Annotated in this window: 20 protein-coding genes; 8 read left to right on the top strand and 12 right to left on the bottom strand. The window is 71.8% G+C overall.

Annotation, left to right across the window (positions count from 1 at the left end):
* Window positions 1-125: 125 nt before the first annotated feature.
* The 5 genes from GA0070618_RS30120 to GA0070618_RS30100 are packed head-to-tail and all read right to left on the bottom strand — an operon-like array spanning window position 126 to window position 5,207.
* Window positions 126-986, bottom strand: a complete 861-nt coding sequence (locus GA0070618_RS30120) for an STM4011 family radical SAM protein (RefSeq protein WP_088984656.1) — start codon at window positions 984-986, stop codon at window positions 126-128.
* The gene (locus tag GA0070618_RS30115) at window positions 983-2,290 is read right to left on the bottom strand and encodes an STM4012 family radical SAM protein (RefSeq protein ID WP_088984655.1); all 1,308 of its coding nucleotides are present in this window, start codon (window positions 2,288-2,290) and stop codon (window positions 983-985) included. The genes GA0070618_RS30120 and GA0070618_RS30115 overlap by 4 nt, the downstream gene beginning before the upstream one ends.
* Complete coding sequence (locus GA0070618_RS30110) at window positions 2,287-3,090, bottom strand: STM4013/SEN3800 family hydrolase (protein WP_088984654.1); 804 nt, start codon at window positions 3,088-3,090, stop codon at window positions 2,287-2,289. Before GA0070618_RS30110 ends, GA0070618_RS30115 begins: the two co-directional genes overlap by 4 nt.
* Window positions 3,078-4,268 (bottom strand): STM4014 family protein, encoded by a 1,191-nt coding sequence (locus tag GA0070618_RS30105; RefSeq protein WP_231931518.1) that lies wholly within the window; start codon window positions 4,266-4,268, stop codon window positions 3,078-3,080. The genes GA0070618_RS30110 and GA0070618_RS30105 overlap by 13 nt, the downstream gene beginning before the upstream one ends.
* Before the next feature lie 3 nt (window positions 4,269-4,271).
* Window positions 4,272-5,207: an STM4015 family protein gene (locus tag GA0070618_RS30100; RefSeq protein WP_088984653.1), complete on the bottom strand. Its 936-nt coding sequence runs from the start codon at window positions 5,205-5,207 to the stop codon at window positions 4,272-4,274.
* 179 nt (window positions 5,208-5,386) lie between these two features.
* Here GA0070618_RS30100 and htpG point away from each other — a divergent pair, with 179 nt between their 5' ends.
* Window positions 5,387-7,300 (top strand): molecular chaperone HtpG, encoded by a 1,914-nt coding sequence (gene htpG / locus GA0070618_RS30095; protein WP_088984652.1) that lies wholly within the window; start codon window positions 5,387-5,389, stop codon window positions 7,298-7,300.
* A gap of 42 nt (window positions 7,301-7,342) precedes the next feature.
* On the opposite strand, the gene GA0070618_RS30090 is transcribed toward htpG, so the two are convergent.
* The 3 genes from GA0070618_RS30090 to GA0070618_RS30080 form a co-directional block, all read right to left on the bottom strand.
* Window positions 7,343-7,894, bottom strand: a complete 552-nt coding sequence (locus tag GA0070618_RS30090; RefSeq protein WP_088985945.1) for a GerMN domain-containing protein — start codon at window positions 7,892-7,894, stop codon at window positions 7,343-7,345.
* Between the two features lie 68 nt (window positions 7,895-7,962).
* Window positions 7,963-9,312 carry a sensor histidine kinase gene (locus GA0070618_RS30085; RefSeq protein WP_088984651.1) on the bottom strand — a complete coding sequence of 450 codons (1,350 nt, stop codon included), beginning with the start codon at window positions 9,310-9,312 and terminating at the stop codon, window positions 7,963-7,965.
* Complete coding sequence (locus GA0070618_RS30080) at window positions 9,309-9,992, bottom strand: response regulator transcription factor (RefSeq protein WP_088985944.1); 684 nt, start codon at window positions 9,990-9,992, stop codon at window positions 9,309-9,311. Before GA0070618_RS30080 ends, GA0070618_RS30085 begins: the two co-directional genes overlap by 4 nt.
* A gap of 155 nt (window positions 9,993-10,147) precedes the next feature.
* On the opposite strand from GA0070618_RS30080, the gene GA0070618_RS30075 reads away from it, so the two are divergent.
* The 3 genes from GA0070618_RS30075 (at window position 10,148) to GA0070618_RS30065 (ending at window position 12,547) form a co-directional block, all read left to right on the top strand.
* A complete protein-coding gene (locus GA0070618_RS30075) occupies window positions 10,148-10,630 on the top strand; it encodes an STAS domain-containing protein (protein ID WP_157749042.1) in 483 nt (160 codons plus the stop codon).
* A gap of 61 nt (window positions 10,631-10,691) precedes the next feature.
* Window positions 10,692-11,309, top strand: a complete 618-nt coding sequence (locus tag GA0070618_RS30070) for an STAS domain-containing protein (protein WP_088984649.1) — start codon at window positions 10,692-10,694, stop codon at window positions 11,307-11,309.
* Window positions 11,310-11,437: 128 nt separating this feature from the next.
* On the top strand, window positions 11,438-12,547 hold the full coding sequence (locus GA0070618_RS30065) for a winged helix DNA-binding domain-containing protein (protein ID WP_088984648.1): 1,110 nt from the start codon (window positions 11,438-11,440) through the stop codon (window positions 12,545-12,547).
* A 75-nt stretch (window positions 12,548-12,622) separates the two neighbouring features.
* On the opposite strand, the gene GA0070618_RS30060 is transcribed toward GA0070618_RS30065, so the two are convergent.
* Together GA0070618_RS30060 and GA0070618_RS30055 are read right to left on the bottom strand one after the other, a co-directional pair.
* Window positions 12,623-13,024, bottom strand: a complete 402-nt coding sequence (locus GA0070618_RS30060; RefSeq protein WP_088984647.1) for a hypothetical protein — start codon at window positions 13,022-13,024, stop codon at window positions 12,623-12,625.
* The gene (locus tag GA0070618_RS30055; protein ID WP_094977935.1) at window positions 13,021-13,332 is read right to left on the bottom strand and encodes a hypothetical protein; all 312 of its coding nucleotides are present in this window, start codon (window positions 13,330-13,332) and stop codon (window positions 13,021-13,023) included. The genes GA0070618_RS30060 and GA0070618_RS30055 overlap by 4 nt, the downstream gene beginning before the upstream one ends.
* 427 nt (window positions 13,333-13,759) lie before the next feature.
* Between GA0070618_RS30055 and GA0070618_RS30050 the strand changes: the two genes are divergently transcribed.
* The 4 genes from GA0070618_RS30050 (at window position 13,760) to GA0070618_RS30035 (ending at window position 18,337) form a co-directional block, all read left to right on the top strand.
* Window positions 13,760-14,074 (top strand): hypothetical protein, encoded by a 315-nt coding sequence (locus tag GA0070618_RS30050; RefSeq protein ID WP_143740203.1) that lies wholly within the window; start codon window positions 13,760-13,762, stop codon window positions 14,072-14,074.
* A gap of 13 nt (window positions 14,075-14,087) precedes the next feature.
* Complete coding sequence (locus tag GA0070618_RS30045) at window positions 14,088-14,768, top strand: ABC transporter ATP-binding protein (protein ID WP_088984644.1); 681 nt, start codon at window positions 14,088-14,090, stop codon at window positions 14,766-14,768.
* Complete coding sequence (locus GA0070618_RS30040) at window positions 14,765-17,317, top strand: hypothetical protein (RefSeq protein WP_231931517.1); 2,553 nt, start codon at window positions 14,765-14,767, stop codon at window positions 17,315-17,317. Before GA0070618_RS30045 ends, GA0070618_RS30040 begins: the two co-directional genes overlap by 4 nt.
* 156 nt (window positions 17,318-17,473) lie before the next feature.
* A complete protein-coding gene (locus GA0070618_RS30035; RefSeq protein ID WP_088984642.1) occupies window positions 17,474-18,337 on the top strand; it encodes a MarR family winged helix-turn-helix transcriptional regulator in 864 nt (287 codons plus the stop codon).
* 432 nt (window positions 18,338-18,769) lie between these two features.
* Here GA0070618_RS30035 and GA0070618_RS33755 read toward each other — a convergent pair whose 3' ends face one another.
* Together GA0070618_RS33755 and GA0070618_RS30025 are read right to left on the bottom strand one after the other, a co-directional pair.
* Entirely contained in the window at window positions 18,770-19,126 is a 357-nt protein-coding gene (locus GA0070618_RS33755; protein WP_157749041.1) for a hypothetical protein, read from the bottom strand.
* 179 nt (window positions 19,127-19,305) lie between these two features.
* The gene (locus tag GA0070618_RS30025) at window positions 19,306-20,196 is read right to left on the bottom strand and encodes a helix-turn-helix domain-containing protein (RefSeq protein ID WP_088984640.1); all 891 of its coding nucleotides are present in this window, start codon (window positions 20,194-20,196) and stop codon (window positions 19,306-19,308) included.
* Between the last annotated feature and the right edge of the window lie 5 nt (window positions 20,197-20,201).

Genomic DNA, 20,201 nt, shown 5'->3' with positions numbered 1-20,201 from the left:
GGCGACGAGGGTACGCGGCGACGGACCGGCCGGGGTACGGCCGGTCCGTCAGTGCGGGCGAGCGGTTCGGGTGACGACACGACGACAGAGGTAGCAGAGCAGGGCAACACGGTGTGCCACCCCGCTCACCGGTGCCGTTCCGGCCAGCCGGCCGGGATCCGTTCCAGCACCCCGCCGGCGAACACCTGCCGCAGGCCGAGCGGCTTGAGGTGGACGTACCCGATGTGGCAGTCGCAGACGGCGTTGGGGCAGGCCCGGGGCATCAGGGCGGCCCGCCACGAGCCGTCGTAGAGGTTGCCGATCGGCGCGGCGACGAAGTGGCAGCGCCGGACCGTTCCGTCACCGTTCACCGACACCGCGGTCTCCCCGGCGTGGCAGGGCCGGTCCAGCGACAGGTGCGGGCGGACGCTGTACCCGAAGAGCGGATCCAGGGCCGTCCAGGTCGCCTCCTGCTCGGCGTCGTACCGGTGCCCGTCGGCGGCGTTGACCCAGAGGTAGACCTCGTCGGGCAGGGCGGCGCGCAGCGCCCGCGCCTCGGCCAGGTGCTCGGGCAATCCGACCACCCCGACGGAGAAGCGCACGCCCAGCTCGCGCAGCCGCTCGCAGCGGGCCAGGAACCGTTCCCGGGTCACCTGGCCCGGGTGGTAGGTGGTCCACAGGGCTACGGTCGCCGGGTCGGCCTCGACCAGCCAGTCCGGCCGGGCGGCCAGGTTGGTCTGGATCGCCACCCGGTCGACGTGGGCCAGGTGGGACAGGCGGACCATGGCGTCGCGGTACCAGCTCCGGGTCAGCCCCTCGCCCCACGGGGTGAACAGGACCGACAGTCGGACGTCGTCGGTGGCCTCGACCCAGTCGGTGAACCGGGCGAGGGCGGCCCGGTCGGCGCGGAGCAGTTCCGGCGGGTCGTGCCGCTTGGCGAACGGGCAGTACGGACAGTCGTAGTTGCAGCTGGCCAGGGGCCCTCGGTAGAGGATCGACAGGTTCACCGGATCGCGTACCCCGTCATGGCCTGCCGCACCGGCGCGGAGACCAGCCACGACCCGATCGCGTCGGAGCGGGCCAGCCCGGCGGCGGTGAGTCGGATGCCGTCGTCGGTGGCCCAGCCGCGCCGGGCCAGCTCGGCCAGCTCGGGGAAGTCGTCGGTGTGAGCGCTGCCGAACCGTTTCCGGTACGCCCCCGGATCGACGCCCTCGGCGCGCAGCAGCGACTGGATCAGCCAGCGTCGCCGCTGCTCGGCGGCGTCGAGGTGGTAGCCCACCTCGGCGTGGTCGAAGTCGTCCGCCGGGCGGGCGAGGTAGTCGTCGAGGACCGCCCGGACCTCGGACACGCTGACCGCGTAGTCGAAGGAGTAGTGCAGCGCGGTGGTGTACGACCGCGCGCCGCAGCCCAGCCCGACCATGCCGTCGTCCTGGCAGCAGTAGTCGGGGCCGTCCGGGGTCGGCACGTCGGCACGGCGGAACTGCCGCATCGACTCCTGTCGGTAGCCGGCCGCGCCGAGCAGTTCCACCGCCTCGGTGTAGCGGGCCAGGCGTTCGGCGTCCCAGTCGGCGCGGGTGTGCGCCCGCCGACCCAGCCCGGTCAACGGCCGGACGTAGAGCGGGTAGAGGTACAGCTCCTCCGGCCGCCAGCGCAGCGCCGTCTCCAGGCTGGTCCGCCAGGTCTCGGCGGTCTGCCCGTCGATGCCGTAGATCAGGTCGACGTTGAGCACCGGCGCGCCGGACGCCCGGATCGCGTCGAGGGCCCGGTCGACCTCGGCGCGGCGCTGGGGCCGGCCGGCGGCGCGGGACTCGGCGTCGAGGAAGCTCTGCACCCCGATGCTGACCCGGGTGACGCCCCGCTCGGCGAGCACGGCCAAGCGGTCCGGCGTGGCGGTCGCCGGGGACGTCTCCACCGAGATCGGCAGCCCGGCCAGCGGCCCGCCGGCGGTCTCCTCGGCGATGTCGAACAGCTCGGCCAGCTCACCGGCCTCCAGGTAGGTGGGGGTGCCACCACCGAACGCCGCCCGGACGAACCGGGCGTCGCCGAGGGCGTCCCGGACCCGCCGGGCCTGTCGGCGCAGCTGCCGGAGGTAGGCGGCGACCTGCTCGGCCGGCGGGTTGGCCCGGGTGAACAGGTTGCAGAAGCCGCAGCGCATCTCGCAGAACGGCAGGTGCAGGTAGAGGAAGAGCGCGTCGCGGGGCTGGGCCGCCCAGACCTCCCGCAGCGCCGGGCGGGGTCGTAGCGGCCGGTACGCGGTCTTGTGCGGGTACGCGTAGAGGTAGCCCTGGTAGGGCGAGCCGTCGAGGGTCACGAGTCTCCCGGGTCGAGGGTGAAGTGGGCGTACGGCACGGTCCAGACCACCTCGTGGCCGAACCGGTGGCCGGTGTGCCCGTCCTCGCCGTAGGCGGTGCCGTGGTCCGAGCACATGATCACGAAGGTGGGCCGCCCGCGCCCGCCGACCAGCGCGAAGAGCCGGTCCAGGCGGCTGTCCACGTACTCCAGCGCGGCGGCGTGGCTGGCCCGGTCGTCCGTCTCGGCCCCGGGCAGGTAGTGCCGGTTCGGCTGGTGCAGCGCGGCCACGTTGAGGAAGGTGAACAGCGGCCGGTCGACCGGCGTCCGGTCGACCACCTCGGCCAGCCGGTCCAGTTGCGCGTCCAGGCAGTCGGGTGCGGTCACCCCGAACCCCGGCTCCCAGTACGCCTCGGCGAACAGCCCGGGCAGCACCGCCCCGAGCGGACTGCGCAGGTTGAAGAAGCCCACCCCGCCGAGGCAGACCGTGTGGTAGCCCTCGACGCGCAGCGCGGTGGGCAGGTCGGGGGCGTCGAAGACCCAGGTGTCCGCCCCGGCCGACTCGCTGCCGGGAAAACGGGCGGCGAAGAGCCGTTCGTGCGGCCCCGGGCCGGTGGGGGTGGGCAGGAACCCGGCGAAGAACGCGTGGTGGGCGGCGTACGTGAAGCTGGCCGGGCTGTGCCGCCGCTCCCACCGTCCGCCGGGCAGCACCCGGGCCAACGTCGGGGTGCGCCCGGCGCGGACCAGGTCGTCGGCCACGTCGAAGCGGAGCGTGTCCAGCGTGACCAGCAGCAGGTCGTGGGAGCCGATCAGGTCGCGCACGACGCCTCCCGTCCCGCCCCGCCGTTCGGGACGAGCGGCCCGCCGGCCGTCCCGGACGCGGACCGGTCCCCGGCGGACGCGGGCCGCCCGCCGCCCGGACGCCAGCCGCCGAGCAGCGCGTGCACCTGGGTGGCGTAGGTGTCCCGGCCGTCGGCCAGCACCCCGGGCAACAGGTCACCGAAGGCGTTCACCTCGGCGACGGCGTGCCGGTTCCAGCCGAGAAGGAACATCAGGTCGACGCCGACGTGCAGGGTGTCCGGGAAGCAGGCGGCGGCCCGCGCGCAGGTCGCCATCGCCGCCGCCCAGTTGGCCGGCCCGGCCGCCGCCCGCACCGCCGCCAGGTCGCCCCGGGCGTTGCCCAGGTGCAGGTTGGTGATCGGACCCCGCCCGGCCCGGACCACGGCGTGCGTGGGGCGACCGGCCACCACCACGACCCGCAGGTCGACCACCCGCTCGGCCAGCCCCGCCTTGGGCAGCCACCGCTCGACGTGCAGCCCGTCCGGGGCGAGCCGGTCGACGATCTCCGCCACCTCGGACTCGTCGGTGTACCGGCGGACCCGCAGCGAGTTGAACAGACGTCCGTCGTCCCGCTCGACCGGGGTGGTGGCGAGCACCCGGGACCCGTCGGCCGCGAGGGCGAGCACCCCGGACGCCGACGAGCCGTGCGCCGGTTTGACGAACACCCGCGTCCAGCCGGCCCGGCGCATCGCCGCCCGCAGCCCGGCGTAGCCGGTGACCTCGCCCAGCGCCGCCGGCACCGGCACCCCGGCGGCGTCGAGCGTCGCGTGGCAGCGTCGCTTGTCGCACATGGCGACGATGTCGGCGGGCTGGTTGAGCAGGGTCGCCCCACCGGAGGCGAGCCGGTCCAGCGCCCGGCGCAGTCCGGCGTGCGCGGCGGCCAGGCCGACGATCTCGCCGTGCCGGGCCGGCTCGGTGGCCCCCCGCAGCAGCCGGTCGACCTCGGCGTCCTCGCCGGGGGAGTCGACCCGCACCAGCGTGCCCGCCGGGGGCGGGGCGGCACCGGTGAGCAGGTCACGCCAGGGCAGCACGGCCGGTCGCGGCAGGCCCGCCCCGACCGCCGCCCCGGCGAAGAGCCGGACCCGACGGTTGTCGGGGTTGCCGACCACCGTCAACGGCAGGCTCCCGCCCCGGCCCTCTCCCCGGGACGTGTCGGGCACGGGCTACTCCCCGACGGCGGTGTAGCGGTACACCTCGTCGTCGTCCTCGTCGGGCTCCTGCCGGTCGGAGACGTCGACCCGCACCCCGGGCAGCCGCGTGACGAGCCGCTGGGCGGCCTCGTCGGAGAGGTAGTGGTGGTGGAGGTCGAGCCGGTGCAGGTGGGTCAGCGGCTGACCGGCGAGCAGCGCGTCGACCCCGGCGTCGGTCGTGATGCCCTTGGACAGGTCGAGCACCTCCAGCCGGGCCACGACCGGCGCGGTGGCGACGGCGGCGGCGACCTCGTCGGCGATCTCGGCGTTGCAGAGCGCCAGGTGCCGCAGGGCGGGCAGGCGCTCGCCGGCCAGCACCGGGGCGAGATCGGCCACGGTGGCGTCGCCTCCGTAGTCGTCCACCCCGAGCCACAGCTCCAGGTGGGTCAGGGCGGGCAGGTCGCAGTCACCGACCGCCCGGACCAGCGCGGCCGGCAGGCCGCCGGACTCGAACGCCAGCTCGCGCAGGGCCTCGTGCCGCACCGGCTTCAACGCCAGCCCGTCCGCGCCGCGCACCCGCAGCACCTCCAGCGCCGGGTAGGCCTCCAGCAACCCGGTGATCTCCCGGTGCCGGATCCAGGAGATCTCGCACTCCTCGAAGGTCATCTCGCCGAGGAAGAGCGCCCGCAGCCCGGTCAGCCGGGGGGCGAGGGAGACCAGCAGCTCGACCGGGGCCGCCGTCTCGTAGGCGCTGCCCCACTGCCCGACGACCAGCGCGCGGACCGCGTCGGCCGGCACCCGCGACAGCAGCGCGTCCAGTTCCGCCGCCAACTCCTCCGGCGCGGAGTCGTAGTCGGGGGCCTCCACCCGCCAGGCCACCGCCGACGGGTCGGCCGGCAGTTCCGCCTCGCGGCTGAACCGGACGATCGGCAGACCGTCGAACGTCGTCACATGGGTACTGATGGTCACGCCAACCTCCGGCTCGCACATCCACGGCGACGGCACCGTAACAGTCGCCGCCGACAGCCGGCCGGAGTCGGTTCGCCGCCCCCACCTGCTGAGCCGCGTGTCAGGGTCGCCCCTGCCGGAGGCCCGGGCCGCCGGCTCGTATCCTGTCCGGCGACACCTGTCAAGGAAAGGAGTCGCCCGTGAGTAACGGGGTCGAGACGCGCGAGTTCCAGGCCGAGGCACGCCAGCTGCTCCAGCTGATGGTCCACTCGATCTACTCGAACAAGGACGTCTTCCTGCGGGAGCTCGTCTCGAACGCGTCCGACGCGCTGGACAAGCTGCGGTTGGAGTCGATGGTCGACAAGGAGCTCAACGTCGACACGTCCGACCTGCACATCGCCATCGAGGTCGACCGGGAGAAGCGGACGCTGACCGTCCGGGACAACGGCATCGGCATGTCCCGCGACGACGTCGTCACGCTGATCGGCACGATCGCCAAGTCCGGTACGGCCGAGCTGCTGCGGAAGCTGCGGGAGTCCAAGGACACCTCCGCCTCGCAGGACCTCATCGGTCAGTTCGGGGTGGGTTTCTACGCCACGTTCATGGTCGCCGACCGGGTGGAGCTGGTCACCCGTCGGGCGGGGCAGGCCGAGGGCACCCGGTGGGAGTCCACCGGTGAGGGCACCTACACCATCGAGTCGGTCGACGACGCGCCGCAGGGCACCTCGGTCACCGTGCACCTCAAGCCGGAGGACAGCGAGGACAACCTCTTCGACTACACCGCCGACTGGAAGATCCGCGAGATCGTCAAGCGGTACTCCGACTTCATCGCCTGGCCGATCCGGATGACGGTGGAGCGCACCGACGCCGAGGGGAAGACGACCACCGAGGTCCAGACCCTCAACTCGATGAAGGCGCTCTGGGCCCGTCCCCGCAGCGAGGTCGACGAGGCGGAGTACAAGGAGTTCTACAAGCACCTCAGCCACGACTGGGTCGACCCGCTGGAGACCATCCACATGCGGGGGGAGGGCACCTTCGAGTACGAGGCGCTGCTCTTCCTGCCGTCCCACGCGCCGTTCGACCTGTTCGCCCGGGAGGGGCGGCGCGGCGTCCAGCTCTACGTCAAGCGCGTCTTCATCATGGACGACTGCGAGGCGCTGATGCCGGACTACCTGCGCTTCGTCAAGGGCGTGGTGGACGCGCACGACCTGTCGCTGAACATCTCCCGGGAGATCCTCCAGCAGGACCGGCAGATCCGGGTGGTCCGCCGTCGTCTGGTCAAGAAGGTGCTCGCCACGGTCCGCACCATGATGACCGAGCACCCCGACCGGTACCGCACCTTCTGGGCCGAGTTCGGTCGCGCGGTCAAGGAGGGGCTGATCGACGACACCGAGAACCGGGACACCCTGCTGGAGATCACCTCGCTCGCCTCGACCCGGGACGAGACCGAGCTGACCACCCTCGCCCAGTACGTCGAGCGGATGAAGGACGGTCAGAGCGACATCTACTACATGACCGGCGAGTCCCGGTCGATGATCGAGAACTCGCCGCACATGGAGGCGTTCCGCGCCCGGGGCTACGAGGTGCTGATCCTCACCGACCCGGTGGACGAGGTCTGGGTCGAGCGGGTCGGCGAGTTCGACGGCCGGCCACTGCGCTCGATCGCCAAGGGCCAGGTCGACCTGGACACCGAGGAGGAGAAGAAGGACGCCGAACCGGAGCGGGAGCAGCAGCGCAAGGACTTCGAGGCGCTGCTGACCTGGATGGGCGAGCAGCTCTCCGAGCAGGTGAAGGAGGTCCGCCTGTCGTCCCGGCTGACCACCTCACCGGCGTGCATCGTCGGCGACGCGCACGACATGACCCCGACCCTGGAGAAGATGTACCGGGCGATGGGGCAGGACGTCCCGTCGGTCAAGCGGATCCTCGAACTGAACCCGACCCACCCGCTCGTCACCGGGCTGCGCGCGGCGCACGAGCAGGACGGCGACAAGGAGGTGCTGACCGAGACGGCCGAGCTGCTGCACGGCATGGCACTGCTCGCCGAGGGCGGGGAGCTCGCCGACCCGTCCCGGTTCACCCGGATCCTCGCCGACCGGCTCGCCCGGACGCTGTAGCGACCGTACGGGCGGGGTGGGCCACACCCACCCCGCCCCCGGTCAGCGTGGGGAGACCATGGCCGCGTAGTCGGCGGCGGTGAGCGGGCCGGTGGAGAGCGAGCCGTCGGCCCGGGGCACCCCGAGTCGCTGGCCGCCCTGCACGAAGGCGACCCGGTCCACGTCGGCGCGGCTGGTCAGGGTGCAGACGATCTGGCCGAAGGCGAGCACCTCGTCGTTGCGTCCGGTGCCGGCCAGCCGCTCACCGACGGCGACCGTCGCCTCGCCGTCGGCCACCCGCACGTCGGTGACCACGTTGACCCCGGTCAGGGCGCTGGTCAGCCGGTCGCCCTGCTCGCCGGCGACCGGCCCGTCCAGCAGCAGCTCGATCTGCTCCCGGGCGGTCGGCAGGGCCCGGACCCGGCGGTTGACCACCACCAGCCGGTCGTCCCGGACGTAGCAGAGGCGCTGGACCACGGTGCCGCTCTCGGTGGCCGCCGGGGCCGGGGAGCCGACCGCCGGGAACGGCCCCTGCGGCGGGGTCACCTCCCGGGGCACCCGCTCGGCGGAGACCCCGCAGCCGGCCAGGACGAGCACTCCGGCCGCCGCGACCAGGGCCGCCCACCGGAGTGGCCACCCGGACCACCCGGCTCCGCCGGGGGCGGGCCGTCGCGCGTCGGCGCTCAGCACCGGGGCTCCCGCAGGTCGACCCGGAAACGTGCGCCGCCGCCGGGCCGGTCCACCACGTACGCCCGTCCGCCGTGTGCGGCGGCGTGCTGCGCCACCAGCGCCAACCCCAGGCCGGTGCCGTCGCCGCCGCCCCGGGCGTGGGCCCCGCGCCCGCGTACGAAGCGGTCGAAGACCACCGTCCGGTCCTGCGGGTCGACACCCGGCCCCTCGTCGTCGACCTCCACCCGGTACGTCCCGTCCTGCGCGGTCAGCCGGACAGCGCATGGACCACCGCCGTGCCGGACCGCGTTGTCCAGCAGGTTGCCCAGCAGTTGCTCGACCCGTCGCCGGTCGACCAGCCAGGTGCCCGGCCCGGTGACGCGCACCAGCGTCTCGGGCAGCCCCCGGCCCCGGCACACCTGCCGGGCGAGGTCACCGACCGCCACCGGGGTCCGCTCCGCCGGCTGGTCGCTGCGGGCGAGTTCGATCAGGTCGTTGACGAGGGTCTGGAACCGGGCGATCTCGTCGGTGACCAGGTCCGTCGCGGTCCGCGTCCGGTCGTCGAGGTGCTCCCGCCGCCGGTGCAGGACGCTCGCCGCGGCGGAGAGCGTCTGCAACGGCGACCGGAGTTCGTGGCTGACGTCGGCGGCGAACCGGCGGTCCCGTTCCAGCCGCCGGGACAACTGGTCGACCATGTGGTTGAAGGACGTGGTGAGCCGGGCCAGGTCCGGCTCGGTCGCCGGATCCAACCGGGCACTGAGGTCCCCGGCGGTGATCTCCTCGGCCGCGTCGCCGACCCGGCGCAGCGGGCGCAGCACGTACCGGGTCATGTGCCAGCCGATCCCCGCTCCGGCCACGGCCGTGGTGACCGCGACGGCGGTCAGCACCAGGGCCACCGTGCGCAGCGTCTCCTCCAGTTCCTGCAACGAGTCGACCTCGTAGTAGGCGGTGGTGGGGGAGAGCGGCACACCGACCACCACGGCCGGCTGCCCGTCGGCGCGGATCCGCTGCACCGCCGGGGTGCCGGCGGCGACCAGTCGCTGCATCCGCTCCGGGATGCCGGTGGTGACCCCGGCGTCGACGTTGCGGGCGTACCAGATCCCGTCGCGGCGCAGCACGGCCCGCCGGTCGCCGCCGGTGTCCAGCGACCGCAGCACCTCGATGATGTCCGGCCGCTCGCCGGTCAACCCGGCCTGCACGATGGTGGCGTCGAAGTACGCGGCCCGCACCGCCGTACGTTCCCGCTCGGCCAGCAGCGAACTCCGGGTGAACTGGTACGACGCCAGCGCGATCGAGGTGGACAGGGCCAGCGCGCCGGCGGCGAAGCCGGCGGCCACCCGAGTCCGTAGCCCGGCCCGTCTCATCGCTGCAACTTGTAGCCGAGCCCCCGGACGGTGACCAGGTGGCGGGGCGCGGCGGTGTCCCGCTCGATCTTCTGCCGGAGCCGGCCCACGTGCACGTCGACCAGACGTTCGTCGCCGACCGTGTAGCCCCACACCCGTTCGAGCAACTGCTGCCGGGACAGCACCCGACCGGGGTGCTGGGCCAGCTCGCAGAGCAGCCGGAACTCGGTGCGGGTGACCGCCACCGGCTCGCCGTCGAGCCGGACCTCACCACCGTCGGGCCGGATCTCCAGGTCCCCGAAGACGAGCGTCGGGACGGTCGTGGTCACCCCGGCGGCGGCCCGCGCGCGTCGGCGCAGCGCCCGGAGCCGGGCGGTCAGCTCCTTGATGGCGACCGGCTTGACCAGGTAGTCGTCGGCTCCGGCCTCCAGCGCGGCGACGATGTCGTGGGTGTCGTCCCGGGCGCTGACCACGACGATGGGCACGTCGTCGGATCGGCGGATCTCCCGGATGCACTCGAAGCCGTCCACGCCGGGCAGCATCAGGTCCACCAGGACCGTGTCGGCGGGCTCGGCGCGCTGCGTGCGCAGCCCCTCCTCGGCGGTGGCGGCTCCGCGTGCGGCGTAGCCCTCGTCCTCCAGCGCCAGCACCAGGGACAGCCGGATCCGGTCGTCGTCCTCGATCACCAGCACTCCCGTCATGCCGGCCATCATGACCCGCCCGACCGGGTCGACCGCAATCTGGGCGGGGGCCGGGGATGTTTGTCATCGATCCGTCACATGTTCGGGAGACGACCGCCACACCTCCCCGGGAGGCTGGGCCGTGGCTGACCCGCGACGAGCACTCGGGAGGTGCGATGAACGGGAACGGGCGGGGCGCGGAGGGCGACCACGACACGGATCACCTGGAGATCACCGTCACCGAGCCGCTCGACCTGACCGGGGTGCGGAGGCTGGGCCCGGTGGTCGACGCCGTCGTCGCCCGGCGGCCGGCCCGACTGGTGATCGACATGGCGGCGTGTGCGCACGTTGACGCGGCCGGCATCGGCCTGCTGCTCGACACACACCGGCGGATGTGGCGACTCGGTGGAGCGCTCACCCTGCGCTCCCCGTCGCCCCGGATCCGGAGGCTGCTCCAGGTCGCCCGGGTCGACCAGGTCTTCCACGTCGTCGCCGAGTCGGACCCGGTCGACACTTCCGGCTCCGAGACCGTCCCCGGCTCCGACGGCCCGCGCGTCGCCGGCACCACCCCGGTCGGTGCTCCGTCGTCCGCCACGGCCGTCCCGGTCGCGCCGGTCCGGGCCCGCGCCACCGTCCCCGTCCGCGTCCGCGCGCGGTGAGGGCCGTCACGACGTCCGGCCACCGGCACCGTGGCCGGACCCTCCACCCCGAGGGGCGGGCATGACCGTCGTACCCGGACTGCGCTCCGGCACCGTCAACCTGATCTGCGACCGGTGCGGCAACTCCGTCGAGGCGGTTCCCGCCGTCCTCCCGGAGCCCGAGGTCGTCTGGACCGTGCTCAACGACCACGGTTGGGAGGGTTCGCCCTTCGCGGTCGGCCCGCACCGCTGCGCCGGCTGCACCGTCGCGTCCCTGGTCGCGCCGCCCCCGGACGCCGACGGACCGGCGGACCCGACGGTCGGGCCGCGAGCCTGGCGGGTGGACGTCGAGGAGCTGCCGGAGGCGGTCGTGCTCACCCCCAGCGGCGACATCGAGGTGCTGGTGGCGGACGTGCTGCGGGAGGCGCTCGCCGCCGCGCTCTCCGGGGACCGGGACGTCGTGCTCGACCTGTGCCGGGTCGGGATGCTCGACTCCACCGGTCTCGGCCTGCTGGTCCGGGCCCATCGGGAGGCCCGGCAGCAGGGCCGGTCGTTCTGCCTGGTGGCGCCCTCCCGGTTCGTCCTCACCGTGCTGCACACCATGCGGCTGGAGTCGGTCTTTCTCGTCTTCGACCACCGGTCGCAGGCGCTGGCCTGCCTGGCCGCCGACCGTCCGGACCTGTCCACGTCAGGCCGGTAGGCTCCGCCCCGGGCACCGCACGCGGGTTCCGGGCGGTCGAGCCGTCGGTGGCCACCGCTGGCGTCCGGGTGCGTGTCGGACCCCTGCGCTAGACATGTGCCGGCAGGGGTGGTGGACACGGGGGAGACATGACGGTGGAGTTCAGCACGCGCGACGCGCTCGGCTGGCGGATGGCCAGCCTGTTGCTCCGGCCGGGCCAGGTGTCCCCGCCGCGGGACGTCGCCGGAGTGGTCGAGTGGTTCGGCGCGATGCAGGCACAGGACGTGGCCAGCGGCCTCTGGTCGCTCGGCGTACGGTTGCCCGGCTCCACCGTCGCCGACGTGCAGGAGGCGCTGGAACGGCGGGAGGCGCTCCGCACCTGGCCGATGCGGGGGACGGTGCACCTGGTGCCGTCCCGCGACGCGCACTGGATGCTCTCGGTGCTGGGCGAACGGGCTCTGGTCGGCGCGGCGCGTCGCCGGGAGGTCCTCGGGCTGAGCGAGCAGACCGCCGACCGGGCCGTGGAGGTGCTCGGCGCGGCGCTGGCCGGTGGCGGCCGGTTCACCCGGGAGGAATGCCGCCACGCGCTCACCGAGGCCGGCGTCGACGGCGCCGGGCAGATGCTCTACCACCTCCTCTGGTACGCCAGCCAGCGCGGCGTGCTCTGCATCGCCCCGCACGTGGGCAACGAGCAGACCTTCGTGCTGCTCGACGAGTGGGTGCCCGACCCGCACCGCCCGGAGCGCGACGAGGCGCTGGCCACCATCGCGTTGCGCTACTTCCGCAGCCACGGCCCCACCACCCTGCAGGACTTCGCCGGCTGGACCGGGCTGACCGCCGCCGACGCCCGACGGGGCATCGCGGCGGCTGGCGACGCCCTGACCACCGTGCGGGTCGACGGCGTCGAGATGATCATGACGCCCGAACTGCGCGACGCCGGCCCTCCGCCACCCGTCGACGACCTGTGGACCCTGCCCGGCTTCGACGAGTACCTGCTCGGCTTCAAGGACCGGTCGCTGATGGTCGACCGGGAGCACCTGTCGGCGATCATCCCCGGCGGCAACGGCGTGTTCCAGTCGACGGTGGTCCGCTCCGGCCGCGTGGTGGCCACCTGGAAGCGCACGACCGGGCGCAAACAGACGGTGGTGCGGATGACCCCGTTGGTCACCCTCGACGCGGCGGAGCGGGTCCGGGTCGAGGAGGCGTTCGGGCCGTACGGGCACTTCGTCGGGCAGCCGCTGCGGATCGACTGGCCCTGACCTCCGGCTTCGAGGCGGGCCGGGTGCCGTCCAGCATGGGGCGCGTCGGTGAACCGGACCGGCCCGGAGGGTCTGTCAGACCTCCAGAATCGGCCAGCCTTCGCCGAGGACCTTCCGGATCTGGTCGGCGCGTGAGGTCACGACACCGGCACCGCTGGCCAGGGCGGTGTAGGCGGCATGCCCTGCGCCGAGGCGCCCGGTGTGCCGAGCCAGCCCACCGATCATCGGACAGTCGTCAGCCTGGTCGACCCGTAGAGCCGGTGAGGTGACCCGAACCGTGTCGTTGCGGCGCAGCATCGCCAGATACTCGTGCTCGGTATGGTCAAGCAGGCTGTATGCCTCGAGGAGACACACGAGAGGCACCTCCACGAGGCCCACGGCGTCGGCGACCTCGACCAGCGCCTCGCCGACTGCGGGCACCCCATGGGCGTACGCCATCAGCGCACCCGTGTCGAGCACCCAGTAGGGGCGGCTCACGCCGCCGCTCGCCGTTCCAGCTCCGCCCGTACGTCGTCGGTGGGCCGGTCGAGCAGTTCCGCGATCCGGGCGATCGCCGCCTCCCGCAGTTCGGGGGTCACCTGTCGCGCGGCCAGCCGCTGCGCAGAGCCAACCGGATCATACGGAAACTCGCCGTGACCGGCTGCCCGCAACACGGCCCGCAGGTCGTCGGCGACCTGACGGCGACGTAGCGCCTCGGTGACGTAGGCGGAGACCTGGCGGGCTGGGATCTTGTCGAGCTGCTCGGCCACGTCGTCCGGTACCGAGATGGTGACTCGCCGACTCATACACGAGAGCGTACCCGAGTATGAATGAGCAGGTGGAGACAACACACCCGCGAGCGTTGGGCCGACCCGTGGTCCGCGATGCCTTCGCGGAGCGGTAGACCGCGTCATGCATGAACGTGAAGTGGACGCTTCCGGGCGGCTGATACGAGCAGGGCCTACACGCTCTCGATGGCGGCGACCGGTTGGTGCCCTACACGCAGGCGACGCCGCTGAACCGCCACCCTTGCTTCCAAGCTCGACGCCTTATGGGGAGCTTGCAGACAGGTTTGCGCACTGAGGGCCACCAGTAATTGACAATATGCAATCATGCATAATGAACTTCTCTGCGCGACGGCCGTTTCTTCATTCGCCTCTGACTATTTGGCGGGAAGCATTTTGAAGGCCAATTACCCCTTATGTCGGCCATCATCGCAGCTACCGGATTTTTGTGGCATCGGGAGTTGCTGGTGCGGCGCTGAGCGACTGTGCTACCAACAAGATGTGCCTCTGGGGCAACAACGACTACCTGTGGATGATCGACTCGCGTGATACGGGAGGTTCCACCATTGCCAACCTGAGCGGTGACGCGAACGACGAGATGGATTCGTGGGCGAACAAGTCCAACACGTACGCCGGGTGCATGTGGTCGGACGCGAACGGATCCGGAGACCGTCAGGCCCTGGGTCTCAACAGCAGCGACAACAACGTCTCCCCGGCCAACAGTGACGAGGTGTCGTCCTGGCGGACTGCGCACGCCTGCTGATCTAATCAGGGTCATGTCGACTCCACTCATCCGGGTTCGTGATCTACGCAAGGCCTATCAGTCCGAGGTAGAGACCGTGTGGGCTGCGCGGGATGTGCGCTTCGAGGCGCATGCGGGTGAATTCGTTTGCGTCTATGGCGCGAGTGGATCAGGCAAGTCGACTCTGCTGAACCTGATCGCCGGCCTGGATGTCGCCGATTCCGGTGACATCCAGGTCGGCGACGTGAATGTCAGTGAGGCCGACGAAAAACAGCGCGCCGAGATGCGACTGAACATCGCGGGTGTGGTGTTCCAGGACCACAACCTGATCGATGAGTTCACCGCTGCGGAGAACGTCGCCCTTCCACTGGAGGTACGTGGCGTACCCGCCAGCGTCGCGCGCGCCGAAGCGTCCGACCAGCTCGGTCGGGTTGGCCTGACCGGGATCGGCGACCGCCTTCCCCGTCAGCTTTCGGGTGGACAGCGTCAGCGGGTGGGCATCGCCCGAGCGTTGACCGGACAGCGGGCGGTGCTGCTCGCCGACGAGCCGACCGGGGCATTGGACTCCGTGGCCACAGTCGACGTGTTCACGGTCATCCGCGCCCTGTGCGACGAGGGCGTGACCGCAGTGGTGTGTTCGCACGACACCCGGTGTCGTGACTTCGCCGACAGCCGTTACGAGATGGTCGACGGAAGGCTGGAGCGTCGTCCGTGACTCCTACCGCATCCCCGGCTCTCGTCGCTCAGGTCCGACTCGGTCTCCGTCTCGCCCGGCGTCTCGCCCGGTCGAGAGAGCTGGCCCGATCGGCATCGATCGTGCTGGTGGCGGGCCTGTTCGTCATGGCGATGTTCGTCAGCCTCCGCGCCCTCTCCCTCTCCGGCGAACAGGTCGCTCAACGCGACCTGGGCCGGTTCGGCGCGTCGATCGGTTACGGCAGCATCGTCCTGCCGCCGGGCGAGAGCCGATTCGTGCCGGACCTGCGGGGCCGTGCCGCCGGCGCCGGTCTGACCGACGTGGAGGTCATGCTCAGCGCCTCCGGCATGCAGATCGCGACCGTGCCCGCGCGAGACGTGAGCATGCTGGAAACCGCCTGGCAGTTGTCGCCGTACCCCGATCGCTACCAGCTGCTGTCGGGGCGTTGGCCCAGCCAGCCCGGCGAGGTCGTGGTCACCGAGCCCGCGGACCTGGCGGCGACTGTGGGCGGTGACCTGCCCGTCCTCGGTGGAAAGGCGTCGCTGCGGGTGGTCGGCACCGCCGACGACCGGTTCGCGCGGACCTCGAACCTGCTGGTCGCGCCGGGCACCTGGACGGCCCTGGACGCCAACCTGGCGGAAGGATTTCCGCTGCTCGGCGCCCAACCGATCCTGCTCTGGTCGGGTAACGACGTGCTGGGTGCCGTGGCCGCCTTCAGCGGTGCGGTCCGGGACGCGAAACCCCGGCTGCCGGACACCGCCAGTGCCGATCTCGGCCTGGTCGAAGACACCCAGCTCATCCGGGCGCAACTCGTGCTCCAGCCGGAACGCACCTGGATCGCGCGAAGTCCCGCCGGTTACACCCTCCCCTCGCTGCTGCTCCCGGTGGCGATGGTGCTGCTCGTCTTCGGGCTCAACGACCGGCGTTTCCGTCGCACGACGGATCGGCTGGTCGCGGTGGGCGTGCACAGGTCAACGGCGACCGCCGCCATGACCCTGGCGACGCTGGCCTGGTGCACGGCAGCGGCGGCCGCAGGGGCGCTGGCCGGCACCGGTATCGGCCTGGCAACCAGAACGTTCATCGCCCGCGTACGAGACATGCCGTCCGCCCCGCTCGACGGGCTCGCCGCTCCCATGCTGCGCCTTCTCGCGATGGTCGTCGTCACCTGCGTGTGCACCGGGATCGTGACAGCCCTACGGAGCAGGCAGGGCAAGGTGGCACGGCGCCCCCGGAGTGCAGTCAAGCTCGCATGGGCGGGCAAGCTGCTCAGCCGCGACACCCGGCACATCGTGGCCGTCATCGCGTGGTGCGCGACCGTCGCGTACGGCGTACGGGTCGACTCGCCCGCGCAGGCGATGATCCTCACCGGCCTCATCACGATCGCGGTACTGCTCTCCGTACCCGACGTGGTCGATGTGATGCTGCGCGTGTTCCCGGAACACGGGCCACGCCGTCGCCTCGCACGACGGCAGCTGACCGGCGACCGACGCCGCGCCGCAGCGGTCATCGCCGTGCTCACCGTCCTCATGGGCGCGTCAACCAGCTCCCTGGTGCTGCTGGACACGATGATCCGCACCCTCGACGCCCAGGCCTACCCCGAGGTGCTGCCCGGCCAGGTGATGCTCGCCGACCGCGCCAGCATCACCTGGCCGGCACCCACGCCGGTGCTTCGCGCACTCGAAGCCTCCGGCAAGGCCGACCAGTTCCCCCGTGCCGAGCTGCGCTACCTGTTCACCACCGATGCCAGAGGCGCCACGACCCGCTCGGTCACCCGCGACAACCACCACGGCAGCCTCCTGGCCGTCGCCACCGCACAGGACGTCGAGCAGATCATCGGCCACCCCCTCGAATCGGCACAACGCACCACCCTCAGCAACGGAGGGCTGCTCATCTGGGCCGACGCTCCCCATCCACCGGTTGAGGGAACGACCATCCACCTCACCGTGAAAGAGGGGGACAAGCCGATTGGTCGAACCCCCGGGGTGCCGGTCGCCGTGGTCGACGTACCACTGGTGGAATGGCGCGTTGGCACCGACGGGATCATGCTGTCCTCCACCGCCCAGACGTTGCAGCTCCCGGCCCCACCGGCCGGGCCACAGATCATCAGCGGCGTCACCGAGGCTCAGGCCAAAGCAATCCAGGAAGCCGTTGCCAGCGCCGGACTGGACGCACGGATGGCACGCATCCACACCCCGCCGTCGCCTCCTGTCCCAGCGGTCGCCATCGTCGTCACCGCCGTCGGCTTGGCCTTCCTCGCGCTGGCCGGCGTACTCATGGCCACCCGGGCCCAAACCCGGACTCTGCGCGGCTACCTCGGTCGGCTCATCGCCATCGGTGTGTCCCCCACCTGGGCACGCCACGTCCTGCTGATCCAGTACGGCAGCATCGTCGCCACGAGCACCCTGCTCAGCGTGGTGATCGCTCTGCCACCCACGGTGGTGCTGGCCATGCAGGTGTCCGGTTTCTCCTTCGCCATCCCCTGGAGCCAACTGGCCACCCTGCTCGCCACCATCTACCTCGCCGTGCTGCTGGCTGTGCTGCGATCAACCCTCAGCCTCCGCGCTACCTGACACAGGAAGAGTGACCCTCAGCTACCGGTTCGAGTCCGGTTCGTAGTTCCCGAAGACGCCGCCGGGAGCCCGGTGATCACGTTCCCCGTCGTGCAGACCCGAACGGTGCTGCGCGTCCGGTAATTTGCCTGACCTAGGTCAGATAATCTCGGCGGGGTGGAGAATGACCTGATCGAGCGGGTGCGCGACTTCAACCGCTTCTACACCGAGCGTCTGGGCCTGCTGACCGATCGCTACCTCGGTCTCGACCGCCCTCTCGGGCCGTCCCGGCTGCTCTGGGAGATCGGTGACCGCAGCGCCGTCCGTGAGTTGCGCGACCGTCTCGGTCTGGATTCCGGGTATCTGAGCCGGCTGCTGCGGACCCTCGAAGAGCAGGGCCTGGTCCGCGTCGTCCCGCATCCCTCCGACGGTCGTGCCCGGGTCGCCGAGCTCACCGACGCCGGCCGACGGGAACGCGGGGTCCTCGACGACCGGTCCCGTGCCGGCGTCGTCGCCCTGCTCGGCGGGCTCAGCCCACGCCAGCAGGAGGAACTGGTGGCCGCCCAGCAGCAGGTCCGGCGGCTGCTGCGGCTGGCGGCGGTCACGGTCAACCCGGTCGCGGCGGACGACCCGCAGGCCCGGTGGTGTCTGCGCCGCTACGCCGCCGAGCTGGCCGGACGCTTCCCGGAGGGCTACGACGAGGCGACGTTGACCCCGCCCGAGCACCTGGACGGGAATCTCCTGCTCGCCCGCGAGCACGGCAGGGCCGTCGGGTGTGGCGCGTGGATCCGGCTGGCTCCGGGCGTGGCGGAGATCCGTCACCTGTGGACCGACACCACGAGCCGTGGCCTCGGCCTGGGCCGACGTCTCCTGGAACACCTGGAAGCCGACGCCGCCGCGCACGACGTGGGTATCGTCCGGCTGGGCACCCACCGCTCACTCGGCGAGGCGACTGCCCTGTACCGCAGCAGCGGATACCGGGAGATCGCCTCCTACAGTCCCTCGCCGTACAACCAGCTCTGCTTCGAGAAAAGCCTGTGATCGCGCAAGAGCTGGAAAAGGGGCCCACGCGGTCGAACGGTTCGGTTCCCACGTGTCCCGCCGGGCGTCGATAGATCCCACGTTCCACACCCTCGAAGATCTCCAGCACTCTGCCGTCCGCCAACGGCGTCCGGTGGCGGGTGCCCTCGAGTTGAAGCCCGTTGGTAGGGAAAGCGATCGAGCGGTGCCCTGTGTCCACGTACTGTCCAGGTCGACGCAGCAGCTGACCGAATCCGTCCGCGAAAAGGACCCGATCGACCCCGAGGACTACGTGCCGGCGGTTCGCCGGCCGGTCACCCAGGTCACCTCGGACGACGAGGCGCTCCAGGCCATGCCCGGTGACCGGCTCGGCGGCGCGGTGAGGATGATGCTGGTACTGCTGGCTTGGCGGGAGGGCGAGCCTGCCGGCGGGACTGCGGTCGCGGCGGGCTCTCAGCGCAGGACGGAAGGGCAATCGAACCAGATGTCCCCGCTGGCGGTCTCCGCTCCACTGGTTACCGTCACGCGCGCCCCGTGGGTGTGGTACGCCGTGCAGTATCCGTTGACCAGTGGGCCCTCGTAGACTTCGAACTCGACGATCGGCGTCAGGCCCTGCCAGGAGTAGTGGTAGTCGCCGGTGCCACCGGACGCCCATGCGGAACACGTGAACTCCCGCCAGTGCCCGATGCCGAACGGGCTGTCGCAGTGGCCGCCGACTCTCAGCGAGGACGCGCTGGCCGGAACGGTGCCCAGCGTGGCACCGAGCACGGCTGCGACCGCGCCGACGGCAACCTTCGTGAACTCACCCATGATCACTCCTTTCGACAGCGCCGAGCTGGTCGGCGTGACGGGTGGTGCCGGCCGTCGCCCTGCACCGCTGCGGACGTTCCGAGTGCTCTCCCGTGCCCGGTGCTCCGCCCGCGCGGCAGGGACCCGGAGTCGGCCGGCGACGGCGGCCGAGGCGCACGAGTTGCTGTGCACGGCGGCGCTCAGTCGTGCCGCAACTCCCCGATGATCTTCTTCATCAGGTCGACGGACTCGCCCTCGTCCAGCGCGAGCCGGTCGATGCCCTGCCAGGTCTGCTCGTAGGCTGCCAGGTCGTCGGGCTTGTCGAGGTAGAACGCGCCGGTGAGCGACTCGCTGTAGACCACCGACGGCTCGGCGGCGGTCCGGCCGCCCCGGGCCGCCGGGAAGTCCAGGATCACGAAGGAGCCCGCCGCCGCGCCCGGTGGCGGCCCGGCGGCCAGCGGAAGGACGCGGATCGTCACGTTGGGTAGGGCGCTGACGTCGATGAGCCGCTGGAGCTGTGCCGCCATCGGCGCCGCCCCGCCGACGACGCGCCGGAGCGCCGCCTCGGAGAGGATCTGGCACACCCGGGGTGCTTCGGGGGTGCGACGGTTCACCAGCGACTGCCGGTGCAGGCGGAACTCGACCGCGCGTGCCCGTTGTTCCTCGCTCGCCTGTGGTCGGTCGAGCCGGTGGACCTCCTGCGCGTACTGGCGGGTCTGGAACAGGTCGGGGATCAGCGACTCCTCGTGGCAGCGCAGGTGGGCGGCGGCGGACTCCAGGCCGACGTACAGCTCGAACCAGCTCGGCACCACGTCGCCGTACGTGTGCCACCAACCCTTGGATCGGGTCTCGACGGCCAGTTCGCGCATCGTCTCGGTCATCTCCGGCGACACTCCGTACAGTTCGCACATCGCCCTGACGTCGAGAACCCGGACCGATCCCATGCCGGACTCGATACGCCAGATCTTCTGCCGGCTGTATTCCAGTGCCTCGGCGGCGGCGTCGAGTGTCACGCCCGCCTCGGTACGGAACTGGCGCAGCAGTCGACCGAGCTGTCGACGCGGCACGGTCGACCCGATGTCTTCCGGCATCCGGA

Origin of the sequence: Micromonospora echinospora (genome assembly GCF_900091495.1) — a bacterium.
GTDB classification, from domain to species: domain Bacteria; phylum Actinomycetota; class Actinomycetes; order Mycobacteriales; family Micromonosporaceae; genus Micromonospora; species Micromonospora echinospora.
Note: the sequence above shows the minus strand (reverse complement) of the source record. Positions and strands in the feature narration are given on the sequence as shown.

Excerpts from the sequence above, each read along its gene's own strand:
- GA0070618_RS30085 (WP_088984651.1), bottom strand. The coding sequence starts at position 9,312 with ATGAGACGGGCCGGGCTACGGACTCGGGTGGCCGCCGGCTTCGCCGCC.
- GA0070618_RS30080 (WP_088985944.1), bottom strand. The coding sequence starts at position 9,992 with ATGACGGGAGTGCTGGTGATCGAGGACGACGACCGGATCCGGCTGTCC.
- GA0070618_RS30075 (WP_157749042.1), top strand. The coding sequence starts at position 10,148 with ATGAACGGGAACGGGCGGGGCGCGGAGGGCGACCACGACACGGATCAC.
- GA0070618_RS30070 (WP_088984649.1), top strand. The coding sequence starts at position 10,692 with ATGACCGTCGTACCCGGACTGCGCTCCGGCACCGTCAACCTGATCTGC.
- GA0070618_RS30065 (WP_088984648.1), top strand. The coding sequence starts at position 11,438 with ATGACGGTGGAGTTCAGCACGCGCGACGCGCTCGGCTGGCGGATGGCC.
- GA0070618_RS30055 (WP_094977935.1), bottom strand. The coding sequence starts at position 13,332 with ATGAGTCGGCGAGTCACCATCTCGGTACCGGACGACGTGGCCGAGCAG.
- GA0070618_RS30045 (WP_088984644.1), top strand. The coding sequence starts at position 14,088 with ATGTCGACTCCACTCATCCGGGTTCGTGATCTACGCAAGGCCTATCAG.
- GA0070618_RS33755 (WP_157749041.1), bottom strand. The coding sequence starts at position 19,126 with ATGGGTGAGTTCACGAAGGTTGCCGTCGGCGCGGTCGCAGCCGTGCTC.
- GA0070618_RS30025 (WP_088984640.1), bottom strand. The coding sequence starts at position 20,196 with ATGCCGGAAGACATCGGGTCGACCGTGCCGCGTCGACAGCTCGGTCGA.